This is a genomic window from Rufibacter tibetensis (assembly GCF_001310085.1).
Lineage (GTDB): Bacteria > Bacteroidota > Bacteroidia > Cytophagales > Hymenobacteraceae > Nibribacter > Nibribacter tibetensis.
The window spans coordinates 1,791,471-1,815,692 of the sequence record NZ_CP012643.1 but is presented as its reverse complement, the minus strand read 5'-3'; the positions used below and the strand labels follow the sequence as shown (position 1 = coordinate 1,815,692).

Genomic DNA, 24,222 nt, shown 5'->3' with positions numbered 1-24,222 from the left:
TAATCAGAAGTGTATATCGTGCTGGTATTTGAATTTATAAATCACAAAAGTGACTTTTACGGTGCAGTGTGTTGAAGCAGAACCGCCAGTGACTTAATTAAGGTTTCTGATGGCTTCCTTCAAACGCACCAGCTATTTAAAATAGAAGTATGTTTACTTATCCTGTAGATGTTTTGCTGATAGCAGGAGTAGCAGCATCAAAAAGTAGATAGAGTAGTTCAGTTTCGCGCTTGATTTATGAAAACGCCACTAAAACGAGAAAGCCCCATTTACAGAAGTAAATGGGGCTTTCTCGTTTTAGGCTTTAATTAGAAGACCAGAAACTTCCGGTTTCTACGATTCAGGCTTTGTTGATAAATCCTGCCGTTAGGGTTATCCTGATCAATCAGTCTTTTTGATTTACGAACTTTGGTAGCTCTTTTAGAAGCTGTCTTGTTTTTGTATGAACCCAGGGAAAAACGACCAACCCCCGTATCATACTTGTTGTCAGGTAAAGAGTAGCGAACCCCGGAATTCATGCCGCCACTAGTTTTTGCAGAAGCTACCGCTTTCTGTCTGTCCATAAGCAATTGGCGGTCTACATTACCAGTACTTACCTGTCCTTTCTTAATGCCTTCAGGACCACGGCGGCTGCTTTTCTTTGCCTTCTGTGCAATTGCTTCAGACGCGTTTGCCCCCAGGAGGGCCAACGTTAATGCAAAGGCAACATATCTGAAAAATCTGTTCATATGAAGTAGATGCGGAGAGTTGTGAGAATATGGCCTATAACGCTGAACAGATGTGCAGTGTTCCGTCTATGGAAACTTAAATTTGGTAAAAATATTATACTTTCCTAAGCTTTTCAATTAAAGGAGGATGTTTGAAGAGTATTTTTAAAGGAGCGTGGGTAGAGAAACATTCTGTGTGTATTTCTTTATATTTGCGCCTCTTATTTTTAAAGAAACAGACGATTAGACAATAGAACATGGCCCACTACAATAACCTTCTGCTGGAAAACAAAGGCGGCATTTTATTTATCACGGTGAATCGTCCTAACAAGATGAATGCCCTCAACATTGAGACGGTAAAGGAAATCAACAACGCCTTCCAGGAAGTGTATGATGATACAGAGGTGCGGGGAGTGATCCTGACGGGAAGCGGTGAGAAGGCGTTTGTGGCCGGTGCTGATATTTCTGAGATAGCTGAACTCAACGAAGTAAACGGAAGACGTTTCGCAGAGCGGGGGCAGGATGTCTTCTCTATGATTGAAGAGTGTCCTAAGCCTGTGATTGCAGCCGTAAACGGGTTTGCCTTAGGTGGTGGCTGTGAACTTGCCATGGCCTGCCATATAAGAGTGGCCAGTGAAAATGCCCGCTTTGGGCAGCCTGAAGTGAATTTAGGTATTATCCCCGGCTATGGTGGCACGCAACGTTTGACGCAATTGGTAGGCAAAGGCAAGGCGATGGAACTGATGATGACCGGTGACATGGTCTCCGCAGCTGAAGCAAAAGAGCTGGGGCTGGTGAACCACGTGACCACCATGGATGACCTGATGGGCAAATGTTTAGAGATCATGCAGAAGATTGTAGCCAAGGCGCCATTAGCGGTAGGTATGATTGTAGACTGCGTAAATGCCTGGTATGACAAGGAAGAGCACGGCTACCAAACTGAAGCCAACTCCTTCAGCCGCTGCTGCGGGTCTGCAGACTTCAAAGAAGGCACATCGGCATTTCTGGAAAAGCGCAAGCCTGCCTTCAAAGGTGAGTAACTTTTCTGCTATCGCTTCAATTATTTAACTATTTTTAAAGCTACGCTTACTCCCGTTTGAAGCTTGTTTACAGAAAACAGGCTTCAAACGGGAGTAAGCGTAAATAGGGACTATGAAGTTATTTTCATTACACCTTCGTCCCGCTATTCCCCTGATATGAGTATTGCAAAAAAACTGCTAGGGCAAACGGCAGCGTACGGGCTCAGCAGTATTGTAGGTCGAGCCTTAAATTATCTGTTGGTTCCGCTCTACACAGGTGTTTTTGAGCGCGAGGAATATGGGGTTGTTACAAAGCTCTATGCTATTGTCGCTTTCCTAAACATTGTGTACACTTTTGGGATGGAAACGGCCTTTTTCAGGTTCGCCAATAAGCCAGGGGTGGACCGTAGAGAGCTTTATCATAAGGTGCAGACGCTCATACTGGTGTCTAGTCTTCTTCTAACGGCAGCAATTACTCTGAATGCATCACCTATTGCTGCAGCACTAGACTACCCCGGAAGAGAGAAGTACATTATTTGGTTAGCCATCACCATGGCGGTAGATGCTATTTCAGCCATACCCTTTGCCCGTTTGCGGCTGGAAAATCAGGCAGTTCGTTTCGCTATCATTCGTCTTACCAACATCTTTCTGGTGATTGGGGGAAATTTGTTTTTCCTACTTTTCTGCCGCCAGGTATACGAAGGGAAATACCTGACAGAGCTTCGCCCGATGGTGGAGCCTATTTATGATCCTGATCTTGGAATAGGCTATATTTTCCTGGTGAACATGGTGGCCAACCTACTGTTCATTCCCCTGCTATGGCGAGAATTTTCTGATTTTCGATTTAGGTTAAGCATTGGCGAGATGAAGCCTATGGTGGTATACGCTTTCCCAATCCTAATCATGGGTTTGGCCGGAGCCACTAATGAGATGCTGTCCAGAATTATGTTGGATTACTGGCTTCCTGAAGGCTTTTACCCCGGGGTAACCACTGAACAAGCAGTGGGAGTATTTGGGGCCACCTATAAATTAGCCATCATGATGAGCCTCATGATTCAAGCTTTTAGGTATTCGGCGGAGCCCTTCTTTTTCTCTCAGTCTCAGGAAAAAAATTCTCCCGCCACTTTTGCTGTGGTGATGAAATGGTTTGTGATTGTATGTGCTTTGGCATACCTAGGCATTAGCGCCAACTTGGATATCTTTCAGTATTTCTTAGGGCAGGAGGAGTACCGGACGGGGTTGGAGATTGTGCCTGTTCTTTTGTTAGCGTATCTATTCAACGGCGTCTACTACAATCTTACGGTCTGGTTTAAACTCACAGATAAAACCCGATATGGTACTTACATTACCATCTTCGGAGCCATTGTGACGGTGGTGGCAAACTTCCTACTGATTCCAGTCTTAGGGTACATGGGCAGTGCGATTGCGGCTTTTCTCTGTTACTTTAGCATGTCAGTGGTATGCTACGCCATTGGGCAGAAGTATTTTCCGGTGCCTTACCCCGTCAAAGCTATCTTTGGCTACCTGCTTCTTGCCTCAGGCCTTATCTGGTTAGCTTATGCCTTCAGCCTAGAGAATTTCTGGTTACGGCAAGCGTACCACATAGGTCTCTGTGTCCTTTTCCTGATAGTAGTTTGGGTAGTGGAAAAGCCCATGCAGGGGCGGCAGATAAGTAGATAATTTCCTATATTGGCTTTCTATGAATAGCACACTTCCCATCAAAATAATTAACCTAGGCAAGCACCCGCTGCCTGCTTACGCCACTGAGCATTCTGCCGGACTTGACCTACGGGCCAATCTGGAGGCTTCGGTGACCTTAAAACCTTTGCAACGTACGCTCATTCCCACAGGGCTTTCTATTGAACTCCCGGAAGGGCACGAGGCCCAAATCAGACCCCGTAGCGGACTGGCTTTCAAATACGGCATTTCTATTGTCAATAGCCCCGGCACCATTGACGCTGATTACCGTGGCGAAATCAAAGTACTGTTGGTAAATCTATCCGACACTGATTTTGTGGTGGAAGACGGCGAGCGAATAGCCCAAATGGTAATAGCCCGGTATGAGCGCGTGGAGTGGCAGGCGGTAGAAGAACTCACCGAAACCCAACGTGGGGCCGGCGGATACGGAAGCACTGGAAAACAATAAATTGACTATCTACGGTTTTTACTATATTTTAGGAGAAATAGCCTCAAAACCGGGAGTTCTTATATCTAAAATGCGAAAAACCCGTAGGTAGGCCTTACTTAAGCAACCTTTTTAAAAGACACTATGAGAATCATTGTACCAATGGCCGGCATGGGCAAACGTATGCGCCCCCACACCCTTACTGTTCCTAAACCCCTTATTCCTATTGCTGGAAAACCTATCGTGCAGCGGTTGGTGGAAGACATAGCCAAGGTATGCCAGGAACCAATTGAAGAAGTAGCTTTTATCATTGGTAACTTCGGGAAAGAGGTAGAGGCCCGTTTGTTGAAAATTGCTGAGTCTGTTGGGGCCGTAGGTTCCATCCATTACCAGGATCAGCCGCTTGGTACCGCTCACGCTATCCTTTGCGCCCAAAGCGCTCTAAAAGGCAACGTAGTGGTAGCGTTTGCTGATACACTCTTCAAAGCAGACTTCAAATTAGATACTTCGGCTGAAGGTACCATTTGGGTGCAGAAAGTAGAAGACCCTCGTCCGTTTGGTGTAGTAAAACTGAATGAGCAGGGCCAGATTACCGAGTTCGTGGAGAAACCACAGGATTTCGTTTCTGACCTGGCTATCATTGGTATCTATTACTTCAAAGACGGCGAGTACCTGCGCAGCGAACTGCAGTACCTGCTGGACAACGACATCAAAGACAAAGGCGAGTACCAGATCACCAATGCCCTGGAGAACATGAAGAGCAAAGGCTCTGTGTTCATACCGGGCCAAATCTCTGAGTGGCTGGACTGCGGAAACAAAGATTCTACTGTGTTCACCAACCAGCGTTATCTGGAGTACATCCAGGATGAAGAAGGTCTGGTGGCTAGTTCAGCGCAATTGAACAACTCTATCATTATTCCTCCGGTTTATGTAGGAGAAAACGTGGTTCTGAACAATTCAGTAGTAGGTCCGCACGTTTCCATTGGAAATAACACGCAGGTAACCGGTTCCGTGATCAGCAACTCTATTGTGCAGGAAAGCAGCAAGATAAACCATGCGCTTATCTCTAACTCAATGGTAGGAAATCACGTTGTATATGAAGGGATGCCTTCTGACTTGAGCTTAGGCGATTACAACACCCTGCGCGGCTAGACAGGATTAATGTTATGTTGAAAAGAGGACTCACGATAGTGGCCGCTTTGTGCGGGTTGGCAGTGGCGGGAGAACAAAGCTATGCCCAGTCTGAGCGCAAGAAAGAGAAGAATGCGGTTACCCACACAACGGGTGCCCCTTCTCTGAGCTTAAGCCCGCAGGAGCAGCAGCTAAGTGAGTCCTATTTTCTTGAGGGCATGAAGTTCTTCCTGCTGGAAGAATATAATAAAGCCCTGGACCGTTTTCAGCGGGCGTATGCCATAAGCCCCAATAATGCTGCGGTCAATTACAAGTTAGCAGAAACCAGTTTGCTTCTGGGCAATGTGAGAGGCGCCCTGCCTTTCTCCAAAGCTGCCCTGGAACTGAACCCTAAGAACCAATATTACCATCTGTTACTGGCCCAAATCTATACAAACCAGCAGGAGTATGATGATGCTATCAAAACCTACGCTCGGCTTACCCAAGAGCTCCCTAATACTGAACAATACCTCTTCAATTTGACGGACTTGTATCTGGCCAAGAACCGGCTGGATGATGCTTTGCGCACCTTGGGGCAAATTGAAGAGAAATACGGCTTAATTGAGGAAATCTCCTTTAAAAAGCAGCAAATCTACCTGAAGCAGAATAACCTGTCCAAAGCCCTGCAGGAAGGTGACAATTTAATCGCCTCTAAACCTGAGGAAGTTCGCTATTTATTGGCGCAAGCCGAGATACTGGCCGCAAACAAGAAGATTGTTGATGCCATCAAAATGGCCGAAAAGGCTTTACAAGTAGCTCCAGACAATGCCTACGGCCGCCTGATGTTAGCAGACCTGCTGCAGCAACAGGGCAAAACCACTGAGGCAGATGCTCAGTTGGAGCTGGCGTTCGGTAATCCTACTCTGGACATTGACTCTAAAGTAAAAATCTTAGTAGATTACATTAAGCGGTTACCTAACGACAAAGTAGCCGCTCAGGCAATCAAATTGGCTGATCTTACCACCGCCGCCCATCCGCGCGAAGCCAAAGCTTTTGCTGTGGCCGGTGATATCTATGTAAACGCTAACAAGAAATTACCTGCCCGAGACAATTACCTGAAAGCGGTTGCTTTAGACCCCGGTCATTATAAAATTTGGCAGCAGATTGTATTGCTGGACGGGGAGATGAATCAGAATGATTCACTTATCAACCATTCTGAGCGGGCACTGGAGTTCTTTCCTAACCAGCCTATGTTCTGGTTTTACAATGGTACGGCGCACTTAATCAACAAAAACTATCCCAAAGCCATCAAGTCATTGGAGTATGGCAAGCGGCTGGCTGGAAACAACAAAGACCTGCAACTACAGTTCAACCTGCAGTTAGGCGATGCCTACCATTCTTCAGAGCAGTTCACCCTGTCAGACCAAGCGTATGAGGCGGTTCTGGCACTTGATCCGGGTAATCCGCATGCGCTGAACAACTACAGCTACTTTCTATCCATACGCGGCCAGAATCTGACAAAAGCCAAAGCCATGGCCAGTGCGCTAGTGGCGCAGTTTCCTGACAACGCTACTTATCTGGATACCTATGCGTGGGTGTTATATAAAATGAAGGAGTACCCAGAAGCAAAGCGGCTGTTGGAAAAAGCGGTGGCGAATTCTTCAGATGCTACTATCATAGAACACTACGGTGATGTGCTCTACCAATTAGGTCAGCGTGATCTGGCGCTGAAACAATGGGTACGGGCAAACCAAGTGGGTGGTGCCTCAGAAGGCATCAGCAAAAAGATCAAAGACAAAAAACTGTATGAATAAAAATAATTTTCTGTACACCTTGGGGTTGAGTTTGCTGGTGCTGGTTGGGTGCCAGAAGAAGGTAACTCCAAGTGCCTCTGGCGCGATAGCTCCAGAAACAATGAACAAAGTAAGTGTAGTCAATACAGATTATACCTACTTCTCAGCTAAAGGAAAAGTACAGAGTGAGAATAGTAAGATGAGCGCCAATCTCACGCTGCGCATGAAGAAAAACGAAGTTATTTGGGCCTCTTTGCAGGCCTTCGGGTTTGAGGCTGCCCGCTTGAAAGTCACTCCAGACTCAGTGTACATTGTAAATAAACTCAAAGATGAATACTTGGTAGGATCTTATGAGGTTTTGCGGCAACGGTATAACGTAGATGTAGACTTTAAAACCTTACAAGACATCCTCATCGGGAATTTTGTGGCCAGTACTTCTAATGGAGAGAAACTGGAGCAAGATGGTCCTAACCAACATTTGCGTACCAAGCGGGGCAATTTGCAAATTGACCAGTATGTGGATACCACGCGCTATAAATTAAAACGCACCGAGGTGCGGAACCTACAGAACAAAGATTACATGTCTGTAGATTACAAGGATTTTGAGGACGTGAATGGCAAACCTTTTGCCATGGCGTTGCTGCTTTCTATCCAGCAGCCAGAAGGAAACGCTTCCAAAACAAATGTAGTAGCGGTAAAACACCGGCAGGTTTCTACCGCTGAAACTTCCCTGGATTTTCCTTTTTCAGTACCTTCGAACTATGAACGTAAATAGGGCGGGGCTTCTTTATCTTTTTTTATTCTTTTTCTTGATTGGGTTGACTTCTGCAGAGGCGCAGCAGAAGAAAACTACCCGTACTTCTTCCAAGGCGTCTACCAGAAAAAAAGCTCCTGTTAAGAGTAAAGCGCAGCTTGAGCGCGAAAAAAATGCCAACCTGAAGCGCATTCAGGAGGCAAACCGAATTCTGGCGCAAACTGCTCAAAAAAAACAGGCTTCTTTGGGGCAGCTTAACGTGATTAAAGAGAAAATCACAGTACAGACCGGAGTCATAAAAAACATTTCTTCTGAGATTTCTTACCTCAACCGCGACCTACGCACAACTGAGGAAAAAGTAGCCGATGCACAAACTGATCTGCAACGGCTAAAGAAAGAATACGCCCGGCTCATCTACGCCGCGTCTAAAACGGCCAACAGCTACAACAAACTCATGTTCCTGTTTGCCTCTGACTCTTTCAACCAGATGATGCGGCGCATGCGCTACCTGCGCCAGTACACTGAAGCACGCAAGACTCAGGCGGCTGCCATTGAGAATGTGCAGAAGAATCTAAACCAGCAGCTTAACACGCTGACCTCCCAGAAACAGCAGAAAAGAAGCCTGCTAAGTGTGCAGTTAAACGAAAACAAGAACCTGCTCTCTATGCATGACCAGCAGGACCAGGTGATTCAGCAACTGAGCAAACAGGAGCAAGCCTTAAAACAAGAGGTAGAACAGCGTCAGAAAGCAGTACAGCAGTTAGAGAGGCTGATTGCCAATATTGTGCGGGAGGAAATTGCCCGGGCTGCTCGTGCCGCCGAAGCTGCTGCCAGAGCCAAAGCCGCCCGTGAGGCTGCCGCTGCCAGAGCCGCCGCCGCTGCCGCCGGAAGACCCGCCCCTGAGCCTGCCGCCGAAAGGCCTGCCGCTACCCGCAGCGACCGGGTAACGCTAACCCCAGAGGCTGCCGTCTTATCCAACAACTTTGCCGGAAACAGAGGCCGCTTTGCCTGGCCTGTAGAGCGCGGCTTTATCTCCCAACGCTTCGGCCGGCAGGCTCACCCGGTATTGAGAGGAGTTGTAGTGGAAAACCGCGGAATTGATATCCAGACCGGAGCCAATGAGCGGGTGAGAGCCATTTTTGGAGGAAAGGTATTGGCGGTACAGACTATCCCGGGGATGAACAACATTGTGATGGTGCAGCATGGTGAGTATTTCACCGTCTACGCCAAACTCCGGACCGTAAGCGTAACTGAAGGCCAGGAAATCAGCACGAAACAAACCATCGGGACTGTGTATACCGATGCCGAGGGAACCTCTGAACTCCAGTTCCAGATATGGAAAAACCAAACCAACCTGAACCCACAAGGCTGGCTGATGCCAAAATAAAAGCTCTCCGTTTTAGGGCGCCTTTCTGAAAAGGTGCCCTAAAACGGAGAGTTACTTCTTTTTAAGCCGTAACCTTCCAGAGGTTATTAGTAAACTTCTGGAAGGTTACGGCTTTTTTTCTTTTAATAAGCCTCTTAGCAGGTTCTGTTTTATCTGCGGTAGATTAAGAAAACGGCTGGTTGTTTGTGTAGATCTGGCACCTTGCCTTTCCAGTCAGCAATGCGCAGGGTTTTAATGAATTCGTTTGGGCCGGTGATATTAGCCGCAATACAGAGCTTCGTGTCTTTGCTTAGATTTTGAAGTAGGTCATCCACCATCTGCCTGTTGCGGTAAGGAGTTTCCATGAAAATCTGCGTCTGGTCTTTCTGCACCATTTCCTTCTCCAAAGCTTTCAGAGCCAAGATCCGGTCCCGTTTCTCAATGGGAAGGTATCCGTGAAACGCAAAAGATTGCCCATTAAAGCCCGAAGCCATCAATCCCATCAAAATAGCCGAAGGACCTACCAGGGGGACTACCTTTACGCCGTTTTGGTGGGCCAACCGCGCCAGTTCTGCTCCCGGGTCCGCTACTCCAGGGCAGCCAGCCTCAGAAATTACTCCAGCGTCTTGCCCAGCCAACAATGGTTTCAAAGCGGCTGTTAATTCTGCATCAGAAGAATTCTTGTCTATGACGGTTATCTGCAGTTCTTCTATGGTTTGGGAAGGCGCAATAGACTTGATGTATCGGCGGGCAGTACGGGCATTCTCTACTAAAAAGTACTTCAAGTGGCCTGTCACCTCTGCCACCTGCCGGCAGATAACCTCTGCCGCTGTGTCTTCGGCTAACACTGTAGGAATAAGGAAAAGAGTGCCTTTGGCGGGAGTACTCATGTAATCGGTTTTCTTATTGGTTTGGTCGGGGCAATCTGTTTCTGCAGGATGAAAGCTGGAGCGTTTATCCTAGCCCTGCAGGAATTGCATGGTTAAACGGTAGAACTCCTGCGGTTGCTCGGCGTGCAGCCAGTGCCCTGCATTTTCAATAGTTTCTATTTTAGCCGCCGGAAACAAACCCTGTATCTGTGCTATGTCCTGCTCTGGTTTAATGTAGCGGGAATTACCTCCGCGTAGAAAAAGCGTGGGCTTGGTAAAAGGCGTTTCAGACTCAATGTTGCCCAGTATCTGGTCTAGATTCTGCTCAATGGAATCCAAGTTCAGGCGCCAGCCGAAACTGTTATCATCTTTCCGGTACAAGTTCTTCAGCAGAAACATGCGGGTCCCTACATCATCTACCTTCTGCGCCAACTGATCATCGGCTTCCTGACGGTTCTGGATGGCATTTAAATCAATAGACCGGAAACCGGCAATGATGTCATCATGGTGTGGCGGATAGGCTTTGGGGGCAATATCAGCAACCAATAATTTAGATAGCTTGTCCGGGTTTTGCAGGGCGAAGTTCATGGCTACCTTACCACCCATAGAGTGCCCAATGATCATGGGGTTTTGCAGTTGGTGCTGCTCAATGAACTCCAGCAGGTCATCGGTCATGAGTTGGTAACTGAATTCCTGCGAGTGCGGGGAGCGCCCGTGGTTGCGGAGGTCAATGAGATATACCTGAAACGTTTTGGAGAACTCCCGGCCCAGCGTCTGCCAGTTATCTAAGGTGCCGAAGAGGCCATGTAAAATGAGTAATGGTTGGCCTTCGCCTAAAAGTTTATAATTTAATTCCATAGTTTGGCAGGATTAGCGTGCGAGGTATGGTTTTGGTCTGTTTTACAGAAAACAGACCCATTTCGTTCTGGTATGGTACGGGACCTGGGGCCAAAGCGCTTTAAGCTGATTTAAGTCAATGAGCAAAGACGTGATTTTTACCTGCCGTCCGTCAGTAAGGGTAAGGGTGAGGTATTGGTAGGAACTCCAAAAAAAGCGCTTGGAATAGCTGGACGTTTGTAGGATTTCCCTGATGTTCTGGGCATTGAGCAAGTACTTGCCACTTGGCTGAAGCAGCAACGCGCTTTTGGTGTCCTTTTCCAGTTCCATGGCATTTTCCCGCTCATGGCGCCAATATTGAAAATGGACCAGGAACGTAGGCAGCGCGAAAAGAAACAACACAGTACCCAAGCCAACGGCAATACCTCTTTCCAATGGTGTGTCATTCTGGTCTCTAAGCAGCATACCCAACATAGTGCCGCCCAACCAGAAACTCAGCAATGACCAGAACACCATTTTAAATTGGCGCATGGGCGAGAGGAAAAATACCCGCTGCTGTTTCTGGAAAATCCAGCTGAAGAACTGCACCCCATAGTACGCCGCAATGACCCAAGCCGCAATTTTAAGTAATACCCCTAACATGAACTGCAGGGGCTAAAGTGCGTTCTGAGGCCAGTTTTCAGAAAATGAGTTAAAAAAGAAAGGTGTAGCATTAGAAATTCAGTTGGCGCAGGTACAGCTGGATAGTGTTTTCCAAACCATAGTATAAAGCATCACAAATAAGAGCGTGGCCAATAGAAACCTCCGCTAGGTTTGGCAGTTGTTCTTTCAGATACCGCAGGTTGCCCAAGTCTAAGTCATGGCCTGCGTTCAAACCTAAGTTGCACTGCTGGGCTACCCGAGCTGCCTCAGCATAAGGCTTTACGGCAGCTTCACGGTTGGTGAGGTAGTCATGGGCATACGCTTCCGTATACAACTCAATGCGGTCTGTACCAGTGAGCGCCGCGCCCTCTACCTGTTGGTTGATAGGGTCCACGAAGATGGAGGTCCTGATGCCTTCGGCTTTGAACTGACCAATGACGTCTATGAGGAAATCTTTGTGTTTGAGGGTGTCCCAGCCCGCGTTGGAGGTAATGGCATCGGGGGCATCGGGTACCAACGTTACCTGTTCAGGCTTTACCGCAAGAACTAGCTTGATGAAATCAGGGGTAGGGTTGCCTTCAATGTTGAACTCAGTGGTCACTACTTCTTTCAGGTCGTATACATCCTGAAACCGGATGTGCCGCTCATCGGGCCGTGGGTGCACAGTGATGCCTTGCGCCCCAAACCGCTCGCAGTCCAGTGCCGTTTGCACTACATTTGGCCGGTTGCCGCCGCGTGCGTTCCGTAACGTGGCTATTTTATTTATATTTACGCTCAGCTTCGTCATAGTCTCTTGCGTTAACGTTCCTTTTAAAGAATGGGGCAAAGATAAAAGAAACTTGCCGTCACTTTTTAAATGATTTCTGACCCGGGCGCCTTGGCGCCTTTACTAAAATAAAACTATGAGCCTGAAAGAAAAAGTAGAATCTGGCATCAAGCAAGCCATGCTGGCCAAAGATAAAACCCGTCTGCAAGCCCTGCGTGGCATCAAGTCACAGATTTTGTTAGCTGAAACAGAAAAAGGCGGGGTGCAAGCCCTTACTCCTGACATGGAGCTGAAGTTGTTGACTAAAGCCGCTAAACAGCGCCGTGAGTCTGCCGAAGTGTACCGTGCCCAGGCACGTCCAGACCTGGAAGAAATTGAAATGGCCGAGCTCGCCATCATTGAGGAGTTCCTGCCGCAGCAATTAGACGAAGGCGATCTGCGGGAGCGTCTTTTGGAAATCATCCAGCGCGTGGGTGCGCTAGGGCCTTCTGACATGGGCAAGGTAATGGGTGTGGCTTCCCGTGAGCTGGCAGGCCAAGCCGATGGCCGTGCGATCTCCAACGCGGTGAATGCCCTTTTAAACAACACCAACGCGTAAGTCTACCCCTGCGTGAGTACGTTTGATCTTTTTTTGCTTTTGCCGGTAGCTTACGGCGCTTTTAAAGGGTTCTTTAAAGGACTGGTGTTGGAAATTGCGTCACTGGCCTCATTTATTATCATCACCGTTTTTGGGATGAAGTTAGTGGGGCTGGTGACACCACTCATTCATGAGTGGCTAGGCGATAAAGCTAGTTTCCTGCCGTTCATTCCATTTCTGCTGGTGTTTATAGGCATTGGGTTTGCGGTACGTGTTGTAGGCATGATGGTAAAGAAAGGAGTGCACCTGACGCCGCTGGGCATGATGGATAACTTTGTTGGCGCTGTTCTGGGTGGTGGTAAGTGGGCGTTTGCCATTTGCCTGCTCGTGTATTTTGCCCATGCCACCGGCTTAGACGTAGCGCTGCAGACCGTGCGTGATTCTGAAGTGTATCCTTATTACCTGCAGGCCGCACCTAACGCGTGGGCTTTTGTGCAATGGATCATTCCTTTCGGCCGTGAGGCCCTGGAGTCATTCGCTTAGTAAAACTGAGTTTTATCTTCTGTTTTAAAGACGTTTTATAAAATGTGACTTTAAAACTAAGTTTCTCCTTTCTTCCAATCAAAACATCTTTCATGTTCTGAGCTTACTTTTAAGAAAGTAGGCTCAGAATAGGAATATCCTTTTTCCCTGCTCTGCGTTTCTTCTCTGTGCTGTTGTTGTTAGATAATTTTGATTCTTTCACCTATAACCTGTATGACTATTTTCGTCAGTTAGGGGTAGAGGTGGAGGTGCGCCGGAATGACATTTCCTTAGAGGAGGTCCAAAGCATGCCTTTAGAAGGTATTGTCTTGTCGCCTGGGCCGGGTACGCCTGAAAGAGCCGGTGTTATGCCTGCTGTTATTGATTATTACCACGATCGAGTGCCCATGTTAGGGATCTGTCTGGGGCATCAGGCATTAGGGCAGTTCTTTGGGGCGAAGGTGGTAAAAGGCCTTCGTCCGATGCACGGCAAAGTTTCTGAGATTATCTGTGTGCCAGACCCCATCTTCGCGGGACTTCCCGAAAAGGTGCCTGTGGTGCGCTATCACTCTCTGGTGGTGCAGGAAGCCCCGGCAGATCTGGTGCCGTTGGCGAAGACTTCTGAGGGAGAGTTGATGGCTTTTAAGCACGCTCACCTGCCGCTGTACGCTCTGCAGTTCCATCCTGAGGCGGCACTTACCCGGCACGGACTGGAAATGCTCAGAAATTGGGTGAATATTGCTAATATTACATCCTTATACTAGTTTCTACTTACTATCATTACAAGCGATTTTCTCACATGAACTTGGAAATCAAGAAGGAAGACGGGTTTGAGTACATTGATGAAGGCGAAGGCGAAGTGCTTTTGCTCTTGCATGGTCTGTTTGGAGCGCTTAGTAATTGGCAGGGAGTAGTCTCCTACTTCCATAAGAACTACCGCGTAGTCATTCCGCTCATGCCTTTGTATGAAATGCCATTGCCACAGGCTAGCGTGCCTGGTTTGGTTGAGTTCGTGGAAGATTTTGTTTCGTTTAAAAACCTGTCAGACTTAACTCTACTTGGGAATTCTCTGGGTGGGCACGTAGCCCTTGAGTTTGCCTTAAAAAGGCCGGAGTACGTAAAGCGATTGGTATTAACCGGCAGTTCAGGCTTGTTTGAAGATTCCATGGGTGGGTCTTTCCCTAAGCGAGGCAACTATGGTTTTGTAAAAGAACGCATAGAATACACGTTCTATGACCCGGCAGTGGCTACTCCAGAATTGGTTGATGAGGTTTTTGACATTACCAACAGCAACCCCAAAGTGCTACGGATTATCTCTATAGCTAAATCTGCGCAGCGGAATAATCTAGGGAAGGACTTGGGAGCCATCACCGCACCTACCTTGCTAATTTGGGGCCTAAATGATACAATCACCCCACCTGTAGTGGCCCACGAGTTTAATAAATTGATTCAAAATTCAGAATTACATTTCATAGACCATTGTTGTCATGCGCCTATGATGGAACATCCGGACGCCTTTAACAGTATCTTAGAGAGATTCCTGATAAAGACTGCTGTGTATGATCGCTGAAGAACTGATAAACCAGATGGTTCCGCCTCTCAAACTCTCTGACACCGGCGAAAAAGCCGTGCGTTGGATGGACGAATTCCGGCTGAACCAACTGCCTGTGGTAAAGAACCGAAAATATTTGGGCCTGGTCACTGAAGAGAATGTGATGGAGGCTAAGAACCCAGACTTGATCCTGGAAAACATTCCTTTTGATTTCGAGCACGTGCACGTGCAGCAGAATCAGCACTTCTATAATGTGATGGAGCTTGCCATTAAAAACAAGGTGCAAGTGGTACCCGTCCTTGACGATCTGCAAGAATATTTAGGGGTAATCACGGTGAACGATACTATCTCAGCCTTCGGGCAAATGTCTGCTATACAGGGGCAAGGCGGTATTTTGGTGCTCTGCATGGCTGAGCGGGACTATTCTTTAAGTGAGATAAGCCGTCTAGTGGAGTCAAACAATGCCAAAATATTGAGCGCCTACGTTTCACCAGATGAAGCCGATATTTTTAGAATAAAGCTTACCCTTAAAATTAACACTTCAGATTTAACCCGTATAGTCGCCACCCTTGAAAGGTTCGGGTATAAGATCACAGCGCAATTTCAGGACACTTCCAACGAACCAGAAGATCAGGATAGATTAGACATGCTTCTCCGGTATTTAAATATTTAAATTTTAAATATTAGCAGAGGCAATATATATTTGTTCTGATATTGAATGCTTTGCACTATCTTTGAGCAAGACGGACTATGAAAATAGCAATAGTTGGTAAACCAGTGAAAGAGGAAGTGATTCCTTTTGTAAGCCGGCTATTCGATATTTTGGTCCGCCAAGGGATTCAAGTGACGGTTGCAGATCATTTTGTGGAATCACTGTCGCCTTTCGCCAACATACCATCCCAAGCTGATGTCTTTGACCGGGAAACCAGTCTCAAAGATGTCAATTACATGTTGAGTCTGGGCGGTGATGGTACATTGTTGGATGCGGTGACGTATGTGGGGGCTTTGCAAATTCCTATCATGGGTATTAACATGGGACGGCTAGGGTTTCTAGCTTCAGTACCTTATGCCCAGTTAGATGTTGCCGTAGATTCTCTGTTAAAGGGGCATTTTACTTTAGAAGATCGGTCTCTCATCCACTTAGATAGTGATCAGGAGGTATTTGACGGAAAGAACTTCGGGTTAAATGAGTTTTCAATTGTGAAGCGTGATACCTCTTCTATGATAGCGGTGCATACGTACATTGACGGGGAGTATCTGAATTCTTATTGGGCAGATGGCCTGATAGTGGCAACCCCTACCGGATCTACGGGATATTCACTTTCTTGTGGTGGTCCGGTGATGATGCCACAGACAAACAATTTTGTGATATCCCCCGTATGCCCGCATAACTTAAATGTGAGGCCTCTGGTGGTATCTGATAAAAGTGTAATTTCTTTTGAGATTGAGGGGAGAAGCACAAGGTATCTGGTGTCTTTGGATTCAAGGTCTAAACCAGTTGATGCTTCAATTCAGCTAGCGGTAAGGCGGGAGGATTTCAATGCCAGATTAGTGAAATTAAACCAGGTAAATTTCTTAACAACGCTTAGAACGAAGATGCATTGGGGGCTTGACCAACGGAATGGTTAAGTAAAACTTAAATATATTAAAGTCCTATTGTTTGTTTGTAGTAATAAAAAAAAGTATAATTTTGTCCGTTGCAGGACAATACACGATTTAGCATACAAAAAGTAATACAGTAATAGTTGATGGCATGAAAAAATTTTTCTCTACTTCTTTAATTTTGTTTGTTCTTTTTATGGCTGCTGCTCCCGAGGCAGAAGCCCAGCGGTTTAGTAGGAGAAATCTTTACAATAGTGTTGGGATTAGTTTGAACGCCATGAACTACTTTGGTGACGTTACCCCTGAGTCTGACTTTACCAGCTTACGTTTAAACTCTACCCGCCCAAGTGTATCTGTTCACTTTACTCGTAAATTCACTCCAAGAATCTCTGGTAGAGCTGCACTTTCATGGGGTAGAATCACAGGTGATGACAGTAAAAGTGCTGACTTTTCTGAGCCAGAAAATGAGCCAAGATTCAAACGTAATCTGAGCTTCAGAAATGACATTAAAGAGTTAAGTGTACAAGGGGTAGTAGACCTATTTCAGAACCGCAGAACATATTTGCGTCGTCCTGACTTTACACCTTATGCCTTCTTAGGAGTTGCTGTATTCCATCACAATCCTAAAGCTTATTATGACGGCAGAGATGCAAGGGTTGATGCCGGCTGGTATGAATTGCAGCCTCTGGGAACTGAAGGCCAATATGCGGATGACAATGATTATCCAGAGCCCTACAAAAAAGTCCAGTTTGCTATACCTTTTGGTTTAGGTGTGAAATACAAGTTGGCTAGAAACTGGGACCTTGGTTTTGAAATCACCTGGCGTAAAACCTTCACAGATTACTTGGATGATGTGAGCACTACTTATGCAGACAAAGGAGATTTAACTACCGTTGCTGCCATCTTATCTGACAGAAGTGCTGATAATTCCAGAGCAGGCTCTTATCCTATCATTACAGAGAATGGGTACAGCAGAATAAACGGTTATGGTGCCAAAGGAGATCAAAGAGGAGATGCTTCAGATGAGGATTGGTACATCTCTACAGGATTTTCTTTAAATTATATCCTAACTCCTGCAAGAAGAGGACCGAAATTCCGTTAATCCGGAAACACCTTTGATTTTGAGTAAATGATTTTAAAAACAGTACGCACACTCCTTATTTGCACTTTGGTACAAATAGGGAGTGTTTTTTTTGCATTACCTGCCGCTGCGCAGCAACAGACGGGACAGCCAAGAACTACTAGTGAGATAGGTATTGGCATAGGAGGAGTGGTGTACAAGGGTGATGTGGCTCCCAGATATCGCTTGAAAAGCAACAGGCCTGCTTTGACCCTCTTCTATAAAAAAGACATATCTACTTCTTTAGCCTGGAAAGCAGCGGTACTCCTAGGGAAAATGCGTGCGGAAGATCAGGAGGGAACAAACTCTGGTCTGGCCAATGACTTGCCCTTGTCTGTCTACAGAGGAGCCAATGTAACCACAAGCGTGTTGGAGCTAAGTGCAGGTATAGACTACAACTTCCTTGATTACTATGATTTTAGGCGTAATCTACGATGGACGCCCTATTTCACAGTAAGTGCGGCAGGATTGGTTTACAATAATAAGACCATTGCCATCAATCCTTCAATTATTTATCCTGCCAACACAGACGAGGAGCAGAAATATAAAACCCGCTTTGCTTTAGCGGTTCCCGTAGGAGCTGGCGTTAAATATGCCTTATCTGAACATTGGAACTTAGGCTTTGAAGCTGGAGTGAGAGTTCTCTTCACAGATAAGTTTGATAATCTTGTTGAGCAGAACGAACAGGTAATGAATCCGAATAGCAGAGACCTCTACTTCTACAATGGAGTAAGTGTTTCCTATACTTTTTACAAAATCAATTGCCCCATCCGTTGAGGTAAATGGGGAAGCATTACGAGAAATAAGTATTATATGGTGAGCTTTTCCTAAATTGCATTGAAATTTCTTTTTAATGAGCCTCAAGGAAAAGATAGATATAGGCAATTTGCCGCAACATGTTGCCGTTATTATGGACGGGAATGGTAGATGGGCAAAGAAAAAGGGCAATCTTAGGATTTTTGGCCACCAGAATGCTATTACTGCCGTTCGCGAAACAGTAGAAGCATCTGCTGAACTGGGTGTTAAATACTTAACCCTCTACGCTTTTTCCACTGAAAATTGGTCAAGGCCAAAGTATGAAGTGGATGCCCTCATGCAGTTATTGGTAAGCACCATCCGGAAGGAGACCGAGACGTTGAACAAAAATAACATCCGGTTGCAGTCCATAGGAGATTTGGCAGCACTGCCACAGGCTTGCAGAAAGCAGCTGGAAGAGGCCATCGAAATCACAAGTCAGAATACCCGCATGACACTGGTCTTGGCTTTGAGCTATAGTGGACGATGGGAATTGGTGAATGTGATACAAAAATTGGCTGCTCAGGTAAAGGCCGGAGAGTTAGAGCCTGAAGCTATCACTGAAGCTCTGGTGAGTGGTGCACTTACTACTGCAGGCATACCAGACCCAGAGCTGTTAATCAGAACAAGTGGGGAGCAAAGAATCAGTAATTTCTTGCTTTGGCAGCTAGCCTATACAGAACTGTACATTACAGATCTTTTATGGCCAGATTTTAGAAAAGAACACCTATACGAAGCCATACTTGCTTTTCAGGCACGGGAACGCCGTTTTGGGAAAACAAGCGAACAATTACAAAAAGCACATTCTTAATGAGTAAGTACTTTTGGCTGTTATGCCTCTTAGTGACGTCTGGTATAACTGCCACAGCGCAAATCAGACTGGGTGTGGGCAGCAACGCTGCAACCTCTGTTGATTACGCTAATCCTAAAAAATACGAAATTGGTGGCATCACAGTAAGTGGTGCTAAGTTCTTAGATCCTACTACGTTAGTTTCTCTGACAGGGTTGAAAGTAGGCGATGAAATTGATGTGCCTGGTGATGCGATCAGTAGCGCTATTCAAAAGCTTTGGGATCAAGGCATTTTGGGTGGCGTGGATGTACGTGCTACAAAAATTGAAGGGAATAAGATATTTCTTGATTTCTTTTTAACCGAACGTCCTCGTTTATCACGGTTCGATTTTACCGGTGCTACAAAGGCGCAGGCGGAAGACCTTCAGAAACAAATTTCCCTTAACAAAGGAAGAGTTGTTACAGATGCTCTTCTCAATTCTACCCGTACCACTGTTCAAAAATTTTTCCAGGACAAAGGCTACCTTAACGCGCAAGTAGTTATCCGGCAAACCCCAGACTCTGTTATCGCGAACAGTGTTGCGTTAGATATTAGAGTAGACAAAGGGGAGAAAGTACGCATTGGCGAACTGGATATTGAAAGACTTAACCCTGTCAATGAAGTGAAGGGCGGTTTAGGTAGCTTAATATCTGGTATCTGGAAGGAAGAGGAAGAGGGTTTTTCTGAAACAAAACTGAAACGCCAGTTAAAAAAGACCAAAGAAAAGAAATTCTATAAGGTCTTCACGGGAGCTAAGTTCAACAGAACAGAGTACGAGGCAGACAAAAAGCTTCTTATTGATTTCTACAACAAAGAAGGCTACCGTGATGCAGTCATTGTCTCTGACTCTATCTACAAAATGTCAGAGGACAGAATAGGAATCAAGATTGTAGTAGATGAAGGAAGAAGATACTACTACCGGAACATTACTTGGAGCGGCAATTATCTGTATGATGATGCTATGCTTGCCAGAGTGTTGGGTTTAGAGAAAGGAGATGTATACAATAGGGAAGAGTTGGACAAGCGTCTGAACTATAACCCTAGCGGAAACGACATCACCTCTCTGTACATGGATGATGGTTACCTGTTCTTCCAAATTGAACCTGTAGAGGTTGCCGTAGAAGGTGATTCTATTGACATTGAGATGCGTCTTAGTGAAGGTTCCCAAGCTACAGTAAACTCTATTACCGTGGCTGGTAACACTAAGACAAGTGACCATGTGATTCTTCGTGAGTTACGGACCTTACCAGGGCAGAACTTCAGTAGATCAGCTTTGATCCGTTCTCAGCGTGAACTTTCCAATTTAGGATATTTTGACCCGGAGAAAATTGGAATGGAGCCTGTTCCAAACCCTGAAAATGGAACAGTAGATATTCGCTATACGGTAGAGGAACGTCCAAATGACCAGATTACCTTATCCGGTGGTTGGGGCGGTGGCCTTGGTGCTGTGGGTACGGTAGGTTTAGTATTGAATAACTTCTCTCTACGCAAGGCAACTAACTTTAAAGAGTGGAGACCCGTTCCTTCCGGTGACGGACAACGCCTGGCTTTGAATATCCAAGCTAATGGTAAAAGGTACCAGTCTTACTCGCTTTCTTTCACTGAGCCTTGGTTAGGTGGTCGCAGACCAAACTCATTAACGGTAAGTTTAAGTAAGTCTATCCAACGCTTTAACCAACGTGATGAGTTTAGCCAGATTCAGGAATCCTTCATTGATATCTCTGGAGCGAGTGTAAACCTTGGTAGAAGATTACGGTGGCCAGATGACTATTTTACCCTGAGTAACTCTCTTTCTTACTTCAGGTACAACATGAGCAATGGCTCAACCATTTTCCGGGGGTATGCAGAGGCCGATAAGATTAGAGATGCAAACAACGTTTCTTTCATTACATCTTTCGCGCGCTCAAGCATTGACAACCCGACCTATACCCGTTCTGGTTCTTCCATAGGACTGAACGTGACCTTTACCCCTCCTTACTCTTTATTTAAGAGTACTGTGAATAACTTCCAATGGATTGAATTCCACAAATGGATGTTTGATGCTTCCTGGTTCCATTCACTAAGTGGTAATGGAAAGCTTGTGTTAAACACCCGGGCTCACTTCGGCTTTATTGGAACCTACAGCTCTAAAGGAGAAATTGGTCCGTTTGAACGATTTAAACTAGGTGGTTCAGGCCTGGGTGGAGGTTCTTTTATTGTGGCTACTGACTATATAGGTTTGAGAGGCTATGAAGACGAAAGTATCACTCCAAACGGAGCTGGAGGTATTGCTTTCAACAAATACGTTGCGGAGCTACGCTATCCTGTTTCTTTGAACCCCGCTGCTACCGTGTTTGTTCTTGGTTTTGCAGAAGCAGGTAATAACTTTGGAAACTATCGTGAATACGATCCATTTAAATTGTATCGTTCTGTAGGGGTAGGAGCCAGGGTATTCATGGCAGCCTTTGGTTTGCTTGGATTTGACTATGGTTGGGGACTTGATACCGTTCCGGGTTTACCTGGAGCAAATGGAGGTCAGTTCCACTTTATCATTGGCCAGCAGATCAGATAATTGTTGGAACAGAATTTGTTAAGGTAAACATGATGAAAAAGGTAGGGTGCTTTTTAGTATTGGGTTTGTTTCTACTCTTTGGAAGGGACGCCTATGCCCAGCGCTTTGGCTATATTGATTCTGGTTTTATCTTACAGAAAATGCCTGCCTATGCTAATGCCCAATCAGAGGTAGAGAAACTCTCCCAAACATGGCAAAAGGAGATAGAGGGTATGCGTGCGGAACTTGAAAAGCTTCAAAAGAGTTATCAAGCTGAAGAGATTCTTTTAACGCCTGATATGAAGAAGAAGCGTCAGGAGGAACTCAACCGTAAAGACACTGAGCTAAGAGAGTTCCAGCGTAAGATGTTTGGCTTTGAAGGTGCTTTGTTTAAAAGACGCCAGGAGTTGATAAGACCAGCCCAGGATCAATTATTTGAAGCAGTTGAGAAGATTGTCCGCGCAAGGGGTTTAAACTTTATGTTTGACAAATCTGGTGATGTGGTGATGCTTTATACGGATCCGCGGCATGATTATACAGAGTTTGTATTAGAAGAGTTAGGTTTAGCCTCTAAAGAGCAGAATATAGCAGGTGCCCGTCCGGCAGATGCTTTGAAAGAAGATCCGGCAGATGTGCCGCCATTGCCAGCAGAAGTTACTCCTGCTACCCCAACAACTAAAAAGGTTACGCCTAAGCGTCAAGCAGCACCTGTTAAAAAGAAAAACAATTAAACAAACTACTAAGTAACTTAAAATGAACAAATTGAAATCTCTGTTGGTAGCCGCTTTTTTACTGGTAAGTGTGGCTTCTTTTGCACAGACAGGAAACGTAAAGGTTGGTTATACCAACGCTAATTACATTATCAGTCAACTCCCCGAGAGCCGCCAAATTGAGTCTGACCTGAAAGCACACAGCAGCCAATTGGAGAAAGAGCTTCAGAACAAGTACAAGTCTTATCAGGAGAAAGTAGAAGCTTATAAAAAAGGTGCTCCTACTATGACAGATGTGGTTAGAGCTGATAGAGAAAAAGAGTTGACCACCTTGCAGTCATCCATTGAAGAGTTTCAGCGTAATGCAGACGCTTCTTTGCAGAAAAAAGAGCAGTCAGCATTAGAACCTGTAATGAACAAGATCCAGAAGGCTATTGACAAAGTAGCGAAAGAGAATGGTTATACCCACATCTTCACCGCTGAGGCTTTGTTATACGGACCAGAAGATGGAAACAGCTTCACTGATTTAGTTTTGAAAGACCTAGGTGTAACTCCAGCTCCTAAGGGTTCTCCAGCTGCTTCTGCTGCTACTCCAGGTGCAGGAACTTCTCCTAAGCCAGCAGTACAAAACTCTGCTCCTGTTAAGAAGAAAAAATAAGGATTTAGATTCTTCGATTATTATAAAGAGCCGGTGACGTATATCGTTACCGGCTCTTTATTTTTGTGGTAGATTTTGGAAAACACATCAAAAGCGCATGGAATTACCTGAAGGCAGAGAAGATGATTTAGAGGACTTGGCAGGTGCTGATTCAGATGAATTATTTGAACACCACCGTATCCAGGTTGATAAAGGCCAGGCGCTGTTACGTCTTGATAAGTTCCTGATGGATCGTTTGCCCAACGTAACGCGGAACAAGCTGCAAGATGCTATCAAGGCAGAATCTGTAAGGATAAATGGTAAGGCCACTAAGGCAAGTTATAAAGTCAAGCCTTTAGACGTTATTACCGTAACCTTGGCTACTCCGCCCAGAGACACGGATGTAGTGCCGGAGGATATTCCTTTGAACATCATGTATGAAGATGAGGAGTTGATGATGATCAATAAACCAGCTGGCATGGTGGTGCACCCAGCGTATAACAATTGGTCAGGCACGTTAGTGAATGGATTGGTTTATTACCTCCAAAATCTTCCCACTTCCAGAAATGGAGAAATAAGGCCTGGATTAGTACATAGGATTGATAAAGACACCTCGGGCTTGTTGGTGATTGCCAAGACCGAATTAGCTATGGCAGTCTTAGCTCGCCAGTTTTTTGATCATTCTATTGAGCGAACTTATTATGCCATTGTATGGGGAGTTCCAGATTTACAGAAAGGAACCATTATTGGCCATATAGGACGTAGCTTGAAGGATAGAAAAGTAATGGCAGTGTACCCCGACGGGGAGTTTGGTAAACCTGCTGTTACCCATTATGAAGTCCTTGAAAGCTTCACTTACTGCAGCTTGGTTAAATGTAACCTTGAGACAGGACGGACCCACCAGATACGGGCTCATATGAAGTACTTAGGTCACCCTCTATTCAATGACAGTACTTACGGAGGAGATAAAATAGTGAAAGGGCAGCAAACAGGCTCTTACAAAGCCTTTGTTCAAAACACTTTTGATGCATTACCCAGACAAGCCCTTCATGCTAAGTCTCTAGGGTTTACTCATCCTACTACTGGTGAATTTATCTTCTTTGAATCCGATCTTCCAGATGACTTTAAGGCTGGTTTAGAAAGATGGCGACAGTACGGCCAAGTTCTTCAAGATAGAATACATGTTTAACTTGATCGTGGGGTCAGTAAAAATTTTCTTACCACTTATTTATATATTTTGATGGCCCTTAATTCTAATTTGGTTTCTGTTACCAGCCTGTTTTTCAAAATCTATCTGAAATTAACCCAAACTGGTAAGACCAAATGAATAGCACAGTTCATTTGGTCTTACCAGTTTGG

The 24,222-nt window shown here is 45.6% G+C and carries 25 protein-coding genes; 20 read left to right on the top strand and 5 right to left on the bottom strand.

The window, feature by feature from the left end:
• Positions 1-308: 308 nt before the first annotated feature.
• Entirely contained in the window at positions 309-728 is a 420-nt protein-coding gene (locus tag DC20_RS07115; protein ID WP_062543194.1) for a hypothetical protein, read from the bottom strand.
• Positions 729-964: 236 nt separating this feature from the next.
• Between DC20_RS07115 and DC20_RS07110 the strand changes: the two genes are divergently transcribed.
• The 7 genes from DC20_RS07110 (at position 965) to DC20_RS07080 (ending at position 8,895) form a co-directional block, all read left to right on the top strand.
• Complete coding sequence (locus DC20_RS07110; RefSeq protein WP_062543193.1) at positions 965-1,747, top strand: enoyl-CoA hydratase/isomerase family protein; 783 nt, start codon at positions 965-967, stop codon at positions 1,745-1,747.
• Positions 1,748-1,903: 156 nt separating this feature from the next.
• Positions 1,904-3,406 (top strand): lipopolysaccharide biosynthesis protein, encoded by a 1,503-nt coding sequence (locus DC20_RS07105; RefSeq protein WP_062543192.1) that lies wholly within the window; start codon positions 1,904-1,906, stop codon positions 3,404-3,406.
• Between the two features lie 19 nt (positions 3,407-3,425).
• Positions 3,426-3,872, top strand: coding sequence for a dUTP diphosphatase (dut, locus tag DC20_RS07100; protein WP_062543191.1), 447 nt, complete (start codon positions 3,426-3,428; stop codon positions 3,870-3,872).
• Between the two features lie 123 nt (positions 3,873-3,995).
• Positions 3,996-5,003: a sugar phosphate nucleotidyltransferase gene (locus DC20_RS07095; protein ID WP_062543190.1), complete on the top strand. Its 1,008-nt coding sequence runs from the start codon at positions 3,996-3,998 to the stop codon at positions 5,001-5,003.
• A 14-nt stretch (positions 5,004-5,017) separates the two neighbouring features.
• A complete protein-coding gene (locus tag DC20_RS07090) occupies positions 5,018-6,775 on the top strand; it encodes a tetratricopeptide repeat protein (protein WP_062543189.1) in 1,758 nt (585 codons plus the stop codon).
• Complete coding sequence (locus tag DC20_RS07085) at positions 6,768-7,529, top strand: DUF4292 domain-containing protein (protein WP_062543188.1); 762 nt, start codon at positions 6,768-6,770, stop codon at positions 7,527-7,529. The genes DC20_RS07090 and DC20_RS07085 overlap by 8 nt, the downstream gene beginning before the upstream one ends.
• Complete coding sequence (locus tag DC20_RS07080) at positions 7,516-8,895, top strand: murein hydrolase activator EnvC family protein (RefSeq protein ID WP_083470257.1); 1,380 nt, start codon at positions 7,516-7,518, stop codon at positions 8,893-8,895. The genes DC20_RS07085 and DC20_RS07080 overlap by 14 nt, the downstream gene beginning before the upstream one ends.
• Positions 8,896-9,044: 149 nt before the next feature.
• On the opposite strand, the gene DC20_RS07075 is transcribed toward DC20_RS07080, so the two are convergent.
• From DC20_RS07075 to DC20_RS07060, 4 genes are all read right to left on the bottom strand, one after another.
• Complete coding sequence (locus DC20_RS07075) at positions 9,045-9,764, bottom strand: SAM-dependent methyltransferase (protein ID WP_062543187.1); 720 nt, start codon at positions 9,762-9,764, stop codon at positions 9,045-9,047.
• 69 nt (positions 9,765-9,833) lie between these two features.
• Positions 9,834-10,601: an alpha/beta fold hydrolase gene (locus tag DC20_RS07070; RefSeq protein WP_062543186.1), complete on the bottom strand. Its 768-nt coding sequence runs from the start codon at positions 10,599-10,601 to the stop codon at positions 9,834-9,836.
• A 42-nt stretch (positions 10,602-10,643) separates the two neighbouring features.
• Positions 10,644-11,222, bottom strand: a complete 579-nt coding sequence (locus tag DC20_RS07065; protein ID WP_062543185.1) for a hypothetical protein — start codon at positions 11,220-11,222, stop codon at positions 10,644-10,646.
• 70 nt (positions 11,223-11,292) lie between these two features.
• Positions 11,293-12,009 (bottom strand): pyridoxine 5'-phosphate synthase, encoded by a 717-nt coding sequence (locus DC20_RS07060; protein WP_062543184.1) that lies wholly within the window; start codon positions 12,007-12,009, stop codon positions 11,293-11,295.
• A gap of 115 nt (positions 12,010-12,124) precedes the next feature.
• Between DC20_RS07060 and DC20_RS07055 the strand changes: the two genes are divergently transcribed.
• The 13 genes from DC20_RS07055 to DC20_RS06995 all read left to right on the top strand — a co-directional run bounded on the left by DC20_RS07055 (position 12,125) and on the right by DC20_RS06995 (position 24,052).
• Positions 12,125-12,586 (top strand): GatB/YqeY domain-containing protein, encoded by a 462-nt coding sequence (locus tag DC20_RS07055; protein ID WP_062543183.1) that lies wholly within the window; start codon positions 12,125-12,127, stop codon positions 12,584-12,586.
• Between the two features lie 12 nt (positions 12,587-12,598).
• Complete coding sequence (locus DC20_RS07050; RefSeq protein WP_062543182.1) at positions 12,599-13,108, top strand: CvpA family protein; 510 nt, start codon at positions 12,599-12,601, stop codon at positions 13,106-13,108.
• Positions 13,109-13,275: 167 nt separating this feature from the next.
• Positions 13,276-13,851, top strand: a complete 576-nt coding sequence (locus tag DC20_RS07045) for an anthranilate synthase component II (RefSeq protein ID WP_062543181.1) — start codon at positions 13,276-13,278, stop codon at positions 13,849-13,851.
• Positions 13,852-13,886: 35 nt separating this feature from the next.
• Positions 13,887-14,657, top strand: a complete 771-nt coding sequence (locus tag DC20_RS07040) for an alpha/beta fold hydrolase (protein ID WP_062543180.1) — start codon at positions 13,887-13,889, stop codon at positions 14,655-14,657.
• On the top strand, positions 14,647-15,312 hold the full coding sequence (locus tag DC20_RS07035; RefSeq protein ID WP_062543179.1) for a CBS domain-containing protein: 666 nt from the start codon (positions 14,647-14,649) through the stop codon (positions 15,310-15,312). The genes DC20_RS07040 and DC20_RS07035 overlap by 11 nt, the downstream gene beginning before the upstream one ends.
• Before the next feature lie 77 nt (positions 15,313-15,389).
• Positions 15,390-16,268, top strand: coding sequence for an NAD kinase (locus tag DC20_RS07030; protein WP_062543178.1), 879 nt, complete (start codon positions 15,390-15,392; stop codon positions 16,266-16,268).
• A 124-nt stretch (positions 16,269-16,392) separates the two neighbouring features.
• Positions 16,393-17,343 carry a DUF6089 family protein gene (locus DC20_RS07025; RefSeq protein WP_062543177.1) on the top strand — a complete coding sequence of 317 codons (951 nt, stop codon included), beginning with the start codon at positions 16,393-16,395 and terminating at the stop codon, positions 17,341-17,343.
• Positions 17,344-17,409: 66 nt separating this feature from the next.
• Positions 17,410-18,138: a type IX secretion system protein PorG gene (gene porG / locus DC20_RS07020; protein WP_062543176.1), complete on the top strand. Its 729-nt coding sequence runs from the start codon at positions 17,410-17,412 to the stop codon at positions 18,136-18,138.
• A gap of 76 nt (positions 18,139-18,214) precedes the next feature.
• Entirely contained in the window at positions 18,215-18,967 is a 753-nt protein-coding gene (locus tag DC20_RS07015) for an isoprenyl transferase (protein WP_062543175.1), read from the top strand.
• Complete coding sequence (gene bamA / locus DC20_RS07010; protein ID WP_062543174.1) at positions 18,967-21,537, top strand: outer membrane protein assembly factor BamA; 2,571 nt, start codon at positions 18,967-18,969, stop codon at positions 21,535-21,537. The genes DC20_RS07015 and bamA overlap by 1 nt, the downstream gene beginning before the upstream one ends.
• A gap of 29 nt (positions 21,538-21,566) precedes the next feature.
• Positions 21,567-22,247, top strand: coding sequence for an OmpH family outer membrane protein (locus tag DC20_RS07005; protein ID WP_245652314.1), 681 nt, complete (start codon positions 21,567-21,569; stop codon positions 22,245-22,247).
• A 22-nt stretch (positions 22,248-22,269) separates the two neighbouring features.
• Complete coding sequence (locus tag DC20_RS07000; protein WP_062543173.1) at positions 22,270-22,884, top strand: OmpH family outer membrane protein; 615 nt, start codon at positions 22,270-22,272, stop codon at positions 22,882-22,884.
• 97 nt (positions 22,885-22,981) lie between these two features.
• Positions 22,982-24,052 carry an RluA family pseudouridine synthase gene (locus DC20_RS06995; protein ID WP_062543172.1) on the top strand — a complete coding sequence of 357 codons (1,071 nt, stop codon included), beginning with the start codon at positions 22,982-22,984 and terminating at the stop codon, positions 24,050-24,052.
• The last annotated feature ends 170 nt before the right edge of the window (positions 24,053-24,222 follow it).

Coding starts and splice junctions, on each gene's coding strand:
- DC20_RS07015 (WP_062543175.1), top strand. CDS start 18,215: ATGAGCCTCAAGGAAAAGATAGATATAGGCAATTTGCCGCAACATGTT.
- DC20_RS07005 (WP_245652314.1), top strand. CDS start 21,567: ATGATGAAAAAGGTAGGGTGCTTTTTAGTATTGGGTTTGTTTCTACTC.
- DC20_RS07030 (WP_062543178.1), top strand. CDS start 15,390: ATGAAAATAGCAATAGTTGGTAAACCAGTGAAAGAGGAAGTGATTCCT.
- DC20_RS07075 (WP_062543187.1), bottom strand. CDS start 9,764: ATGAGTACTCCCGCCAAAGGCACTCTTTTCCTTATTCCTACAGTGTTA.
- DC20_RS07080 (WP_083470257.1), top strand. CDS start 7,516: ATGAACGTAAATAGGGCGGGGCTTCTTTATCTTTTTTTATTCTTTTTC.
- DC20_RS07000 (WP_062543173.1), top strand. CDS start 22,270: ATGAACAAATTGAAATCTCTGTTGGTAGCCGCTTTTTTACTGGTAAGT.
- dut (WP_062543191.1), top strand. CDS start 3,426: ATGAATAGCACACTTCCCATCAAAATAATTAACCTAGGCAAGCACCCG.
- DC20_RS07035 (WP_062543179.1), top strand. CDS start 14,647: ATGATCGCTGAAGAACTGATAAACCAGATGGTTCCGCCTCTCAAACTC.
- bamA (WP_062543174.1), top strand. CDS start 18,967: ATGAGTAAGTACTTTTGGCTGTTATGCCTCTTAGTGACGTCTGGTATA.
- DC20_RS07040 (WP_062543180.1), top strand. CDS start 13,887: ATGAACTTGGAAATCAAGAAGGAAGACGGGTTTGAGTACATTGATGAA.
- DC20_RS07025 (WP_062543177.1), top strand. CDS start 16,393: ATGAAAAAATTTTTCTCTACTTCTTTAATTTTGTTTGTTCTTTTTATG.
- DC20_RS07070 (WP_062543186.1), bottom strand. CDS start 10,601: ATGGAATTAAATTATAAACTTTTAGGCGAAGGCCAACCATTACTCATT.
- DC20_RS07095 (WP_062543190.1), top strand. CDS start 3,996: ATGAGAATCATTGTACCAATGGCCGGCATGGGCAAACGTATGCGCCCC.
- DC20_RS07085 (WP_062543188.1), top strand. CDS start 6,768: ATGAATAAAAATAATTTTCTGTACACCTTGGGGTTGAGTTTGCTGGTG.
- DC20_RS07055 (WP_062543183.1), top strand. CDS start 12,125: ATGAGCCTGAAAGAAAAAGTAGAATCTGGCATCAAGCAAGCCATGCTG.
- DC20_RS07060 (WP_062543184.1), bottom strand. CDS start 12,009: ATGACGAAGCTGAGCGTAAATATAAATAAAATAGCCACGTTACGGAAC.
- DC20_RS07110 (WP_062543193.1), top strand. CDS start 965: ATGGCCCACTACAATAACCTTCTGCTGGAAAACAAAGGCGGCATTTTA.
- DC20_RS07090 (WP_062543189.1), top strand. CDS start 5,018: ATGTTGAAAAGAGGACTCACGATAGTGGCCGCTTTGTGCGGGTTGGCA.
- DC20_RS07105 (WP_062543192.1), top strand. CDS start 1,904: ATGAGTATTGCAAAAAAACTGCTAGGGCAAACGGCAGCGTACGGGCTC.
- DC20_RS06995 (WP_062543172.1), top strand. CDS start 22,982: ATGGAATTACCTGAAGGCAGAGAAGATGATTTAGAGGACTTGGCAGGT.
- DC20_RS07115 (WP_062543194.1), bottom strand. CDS start 728: ATGAACAGATTTTTCAGATATGTTGCCTTTGCATTAACGTTGGCCCTC.
- DC20_RS07065 (WP_062543185.1), bottom strand. CDS start 11,222: ATGTTAGGGGTATTACTTAAAATTGCGGCTTGGGTCATTGCGGCGTAC.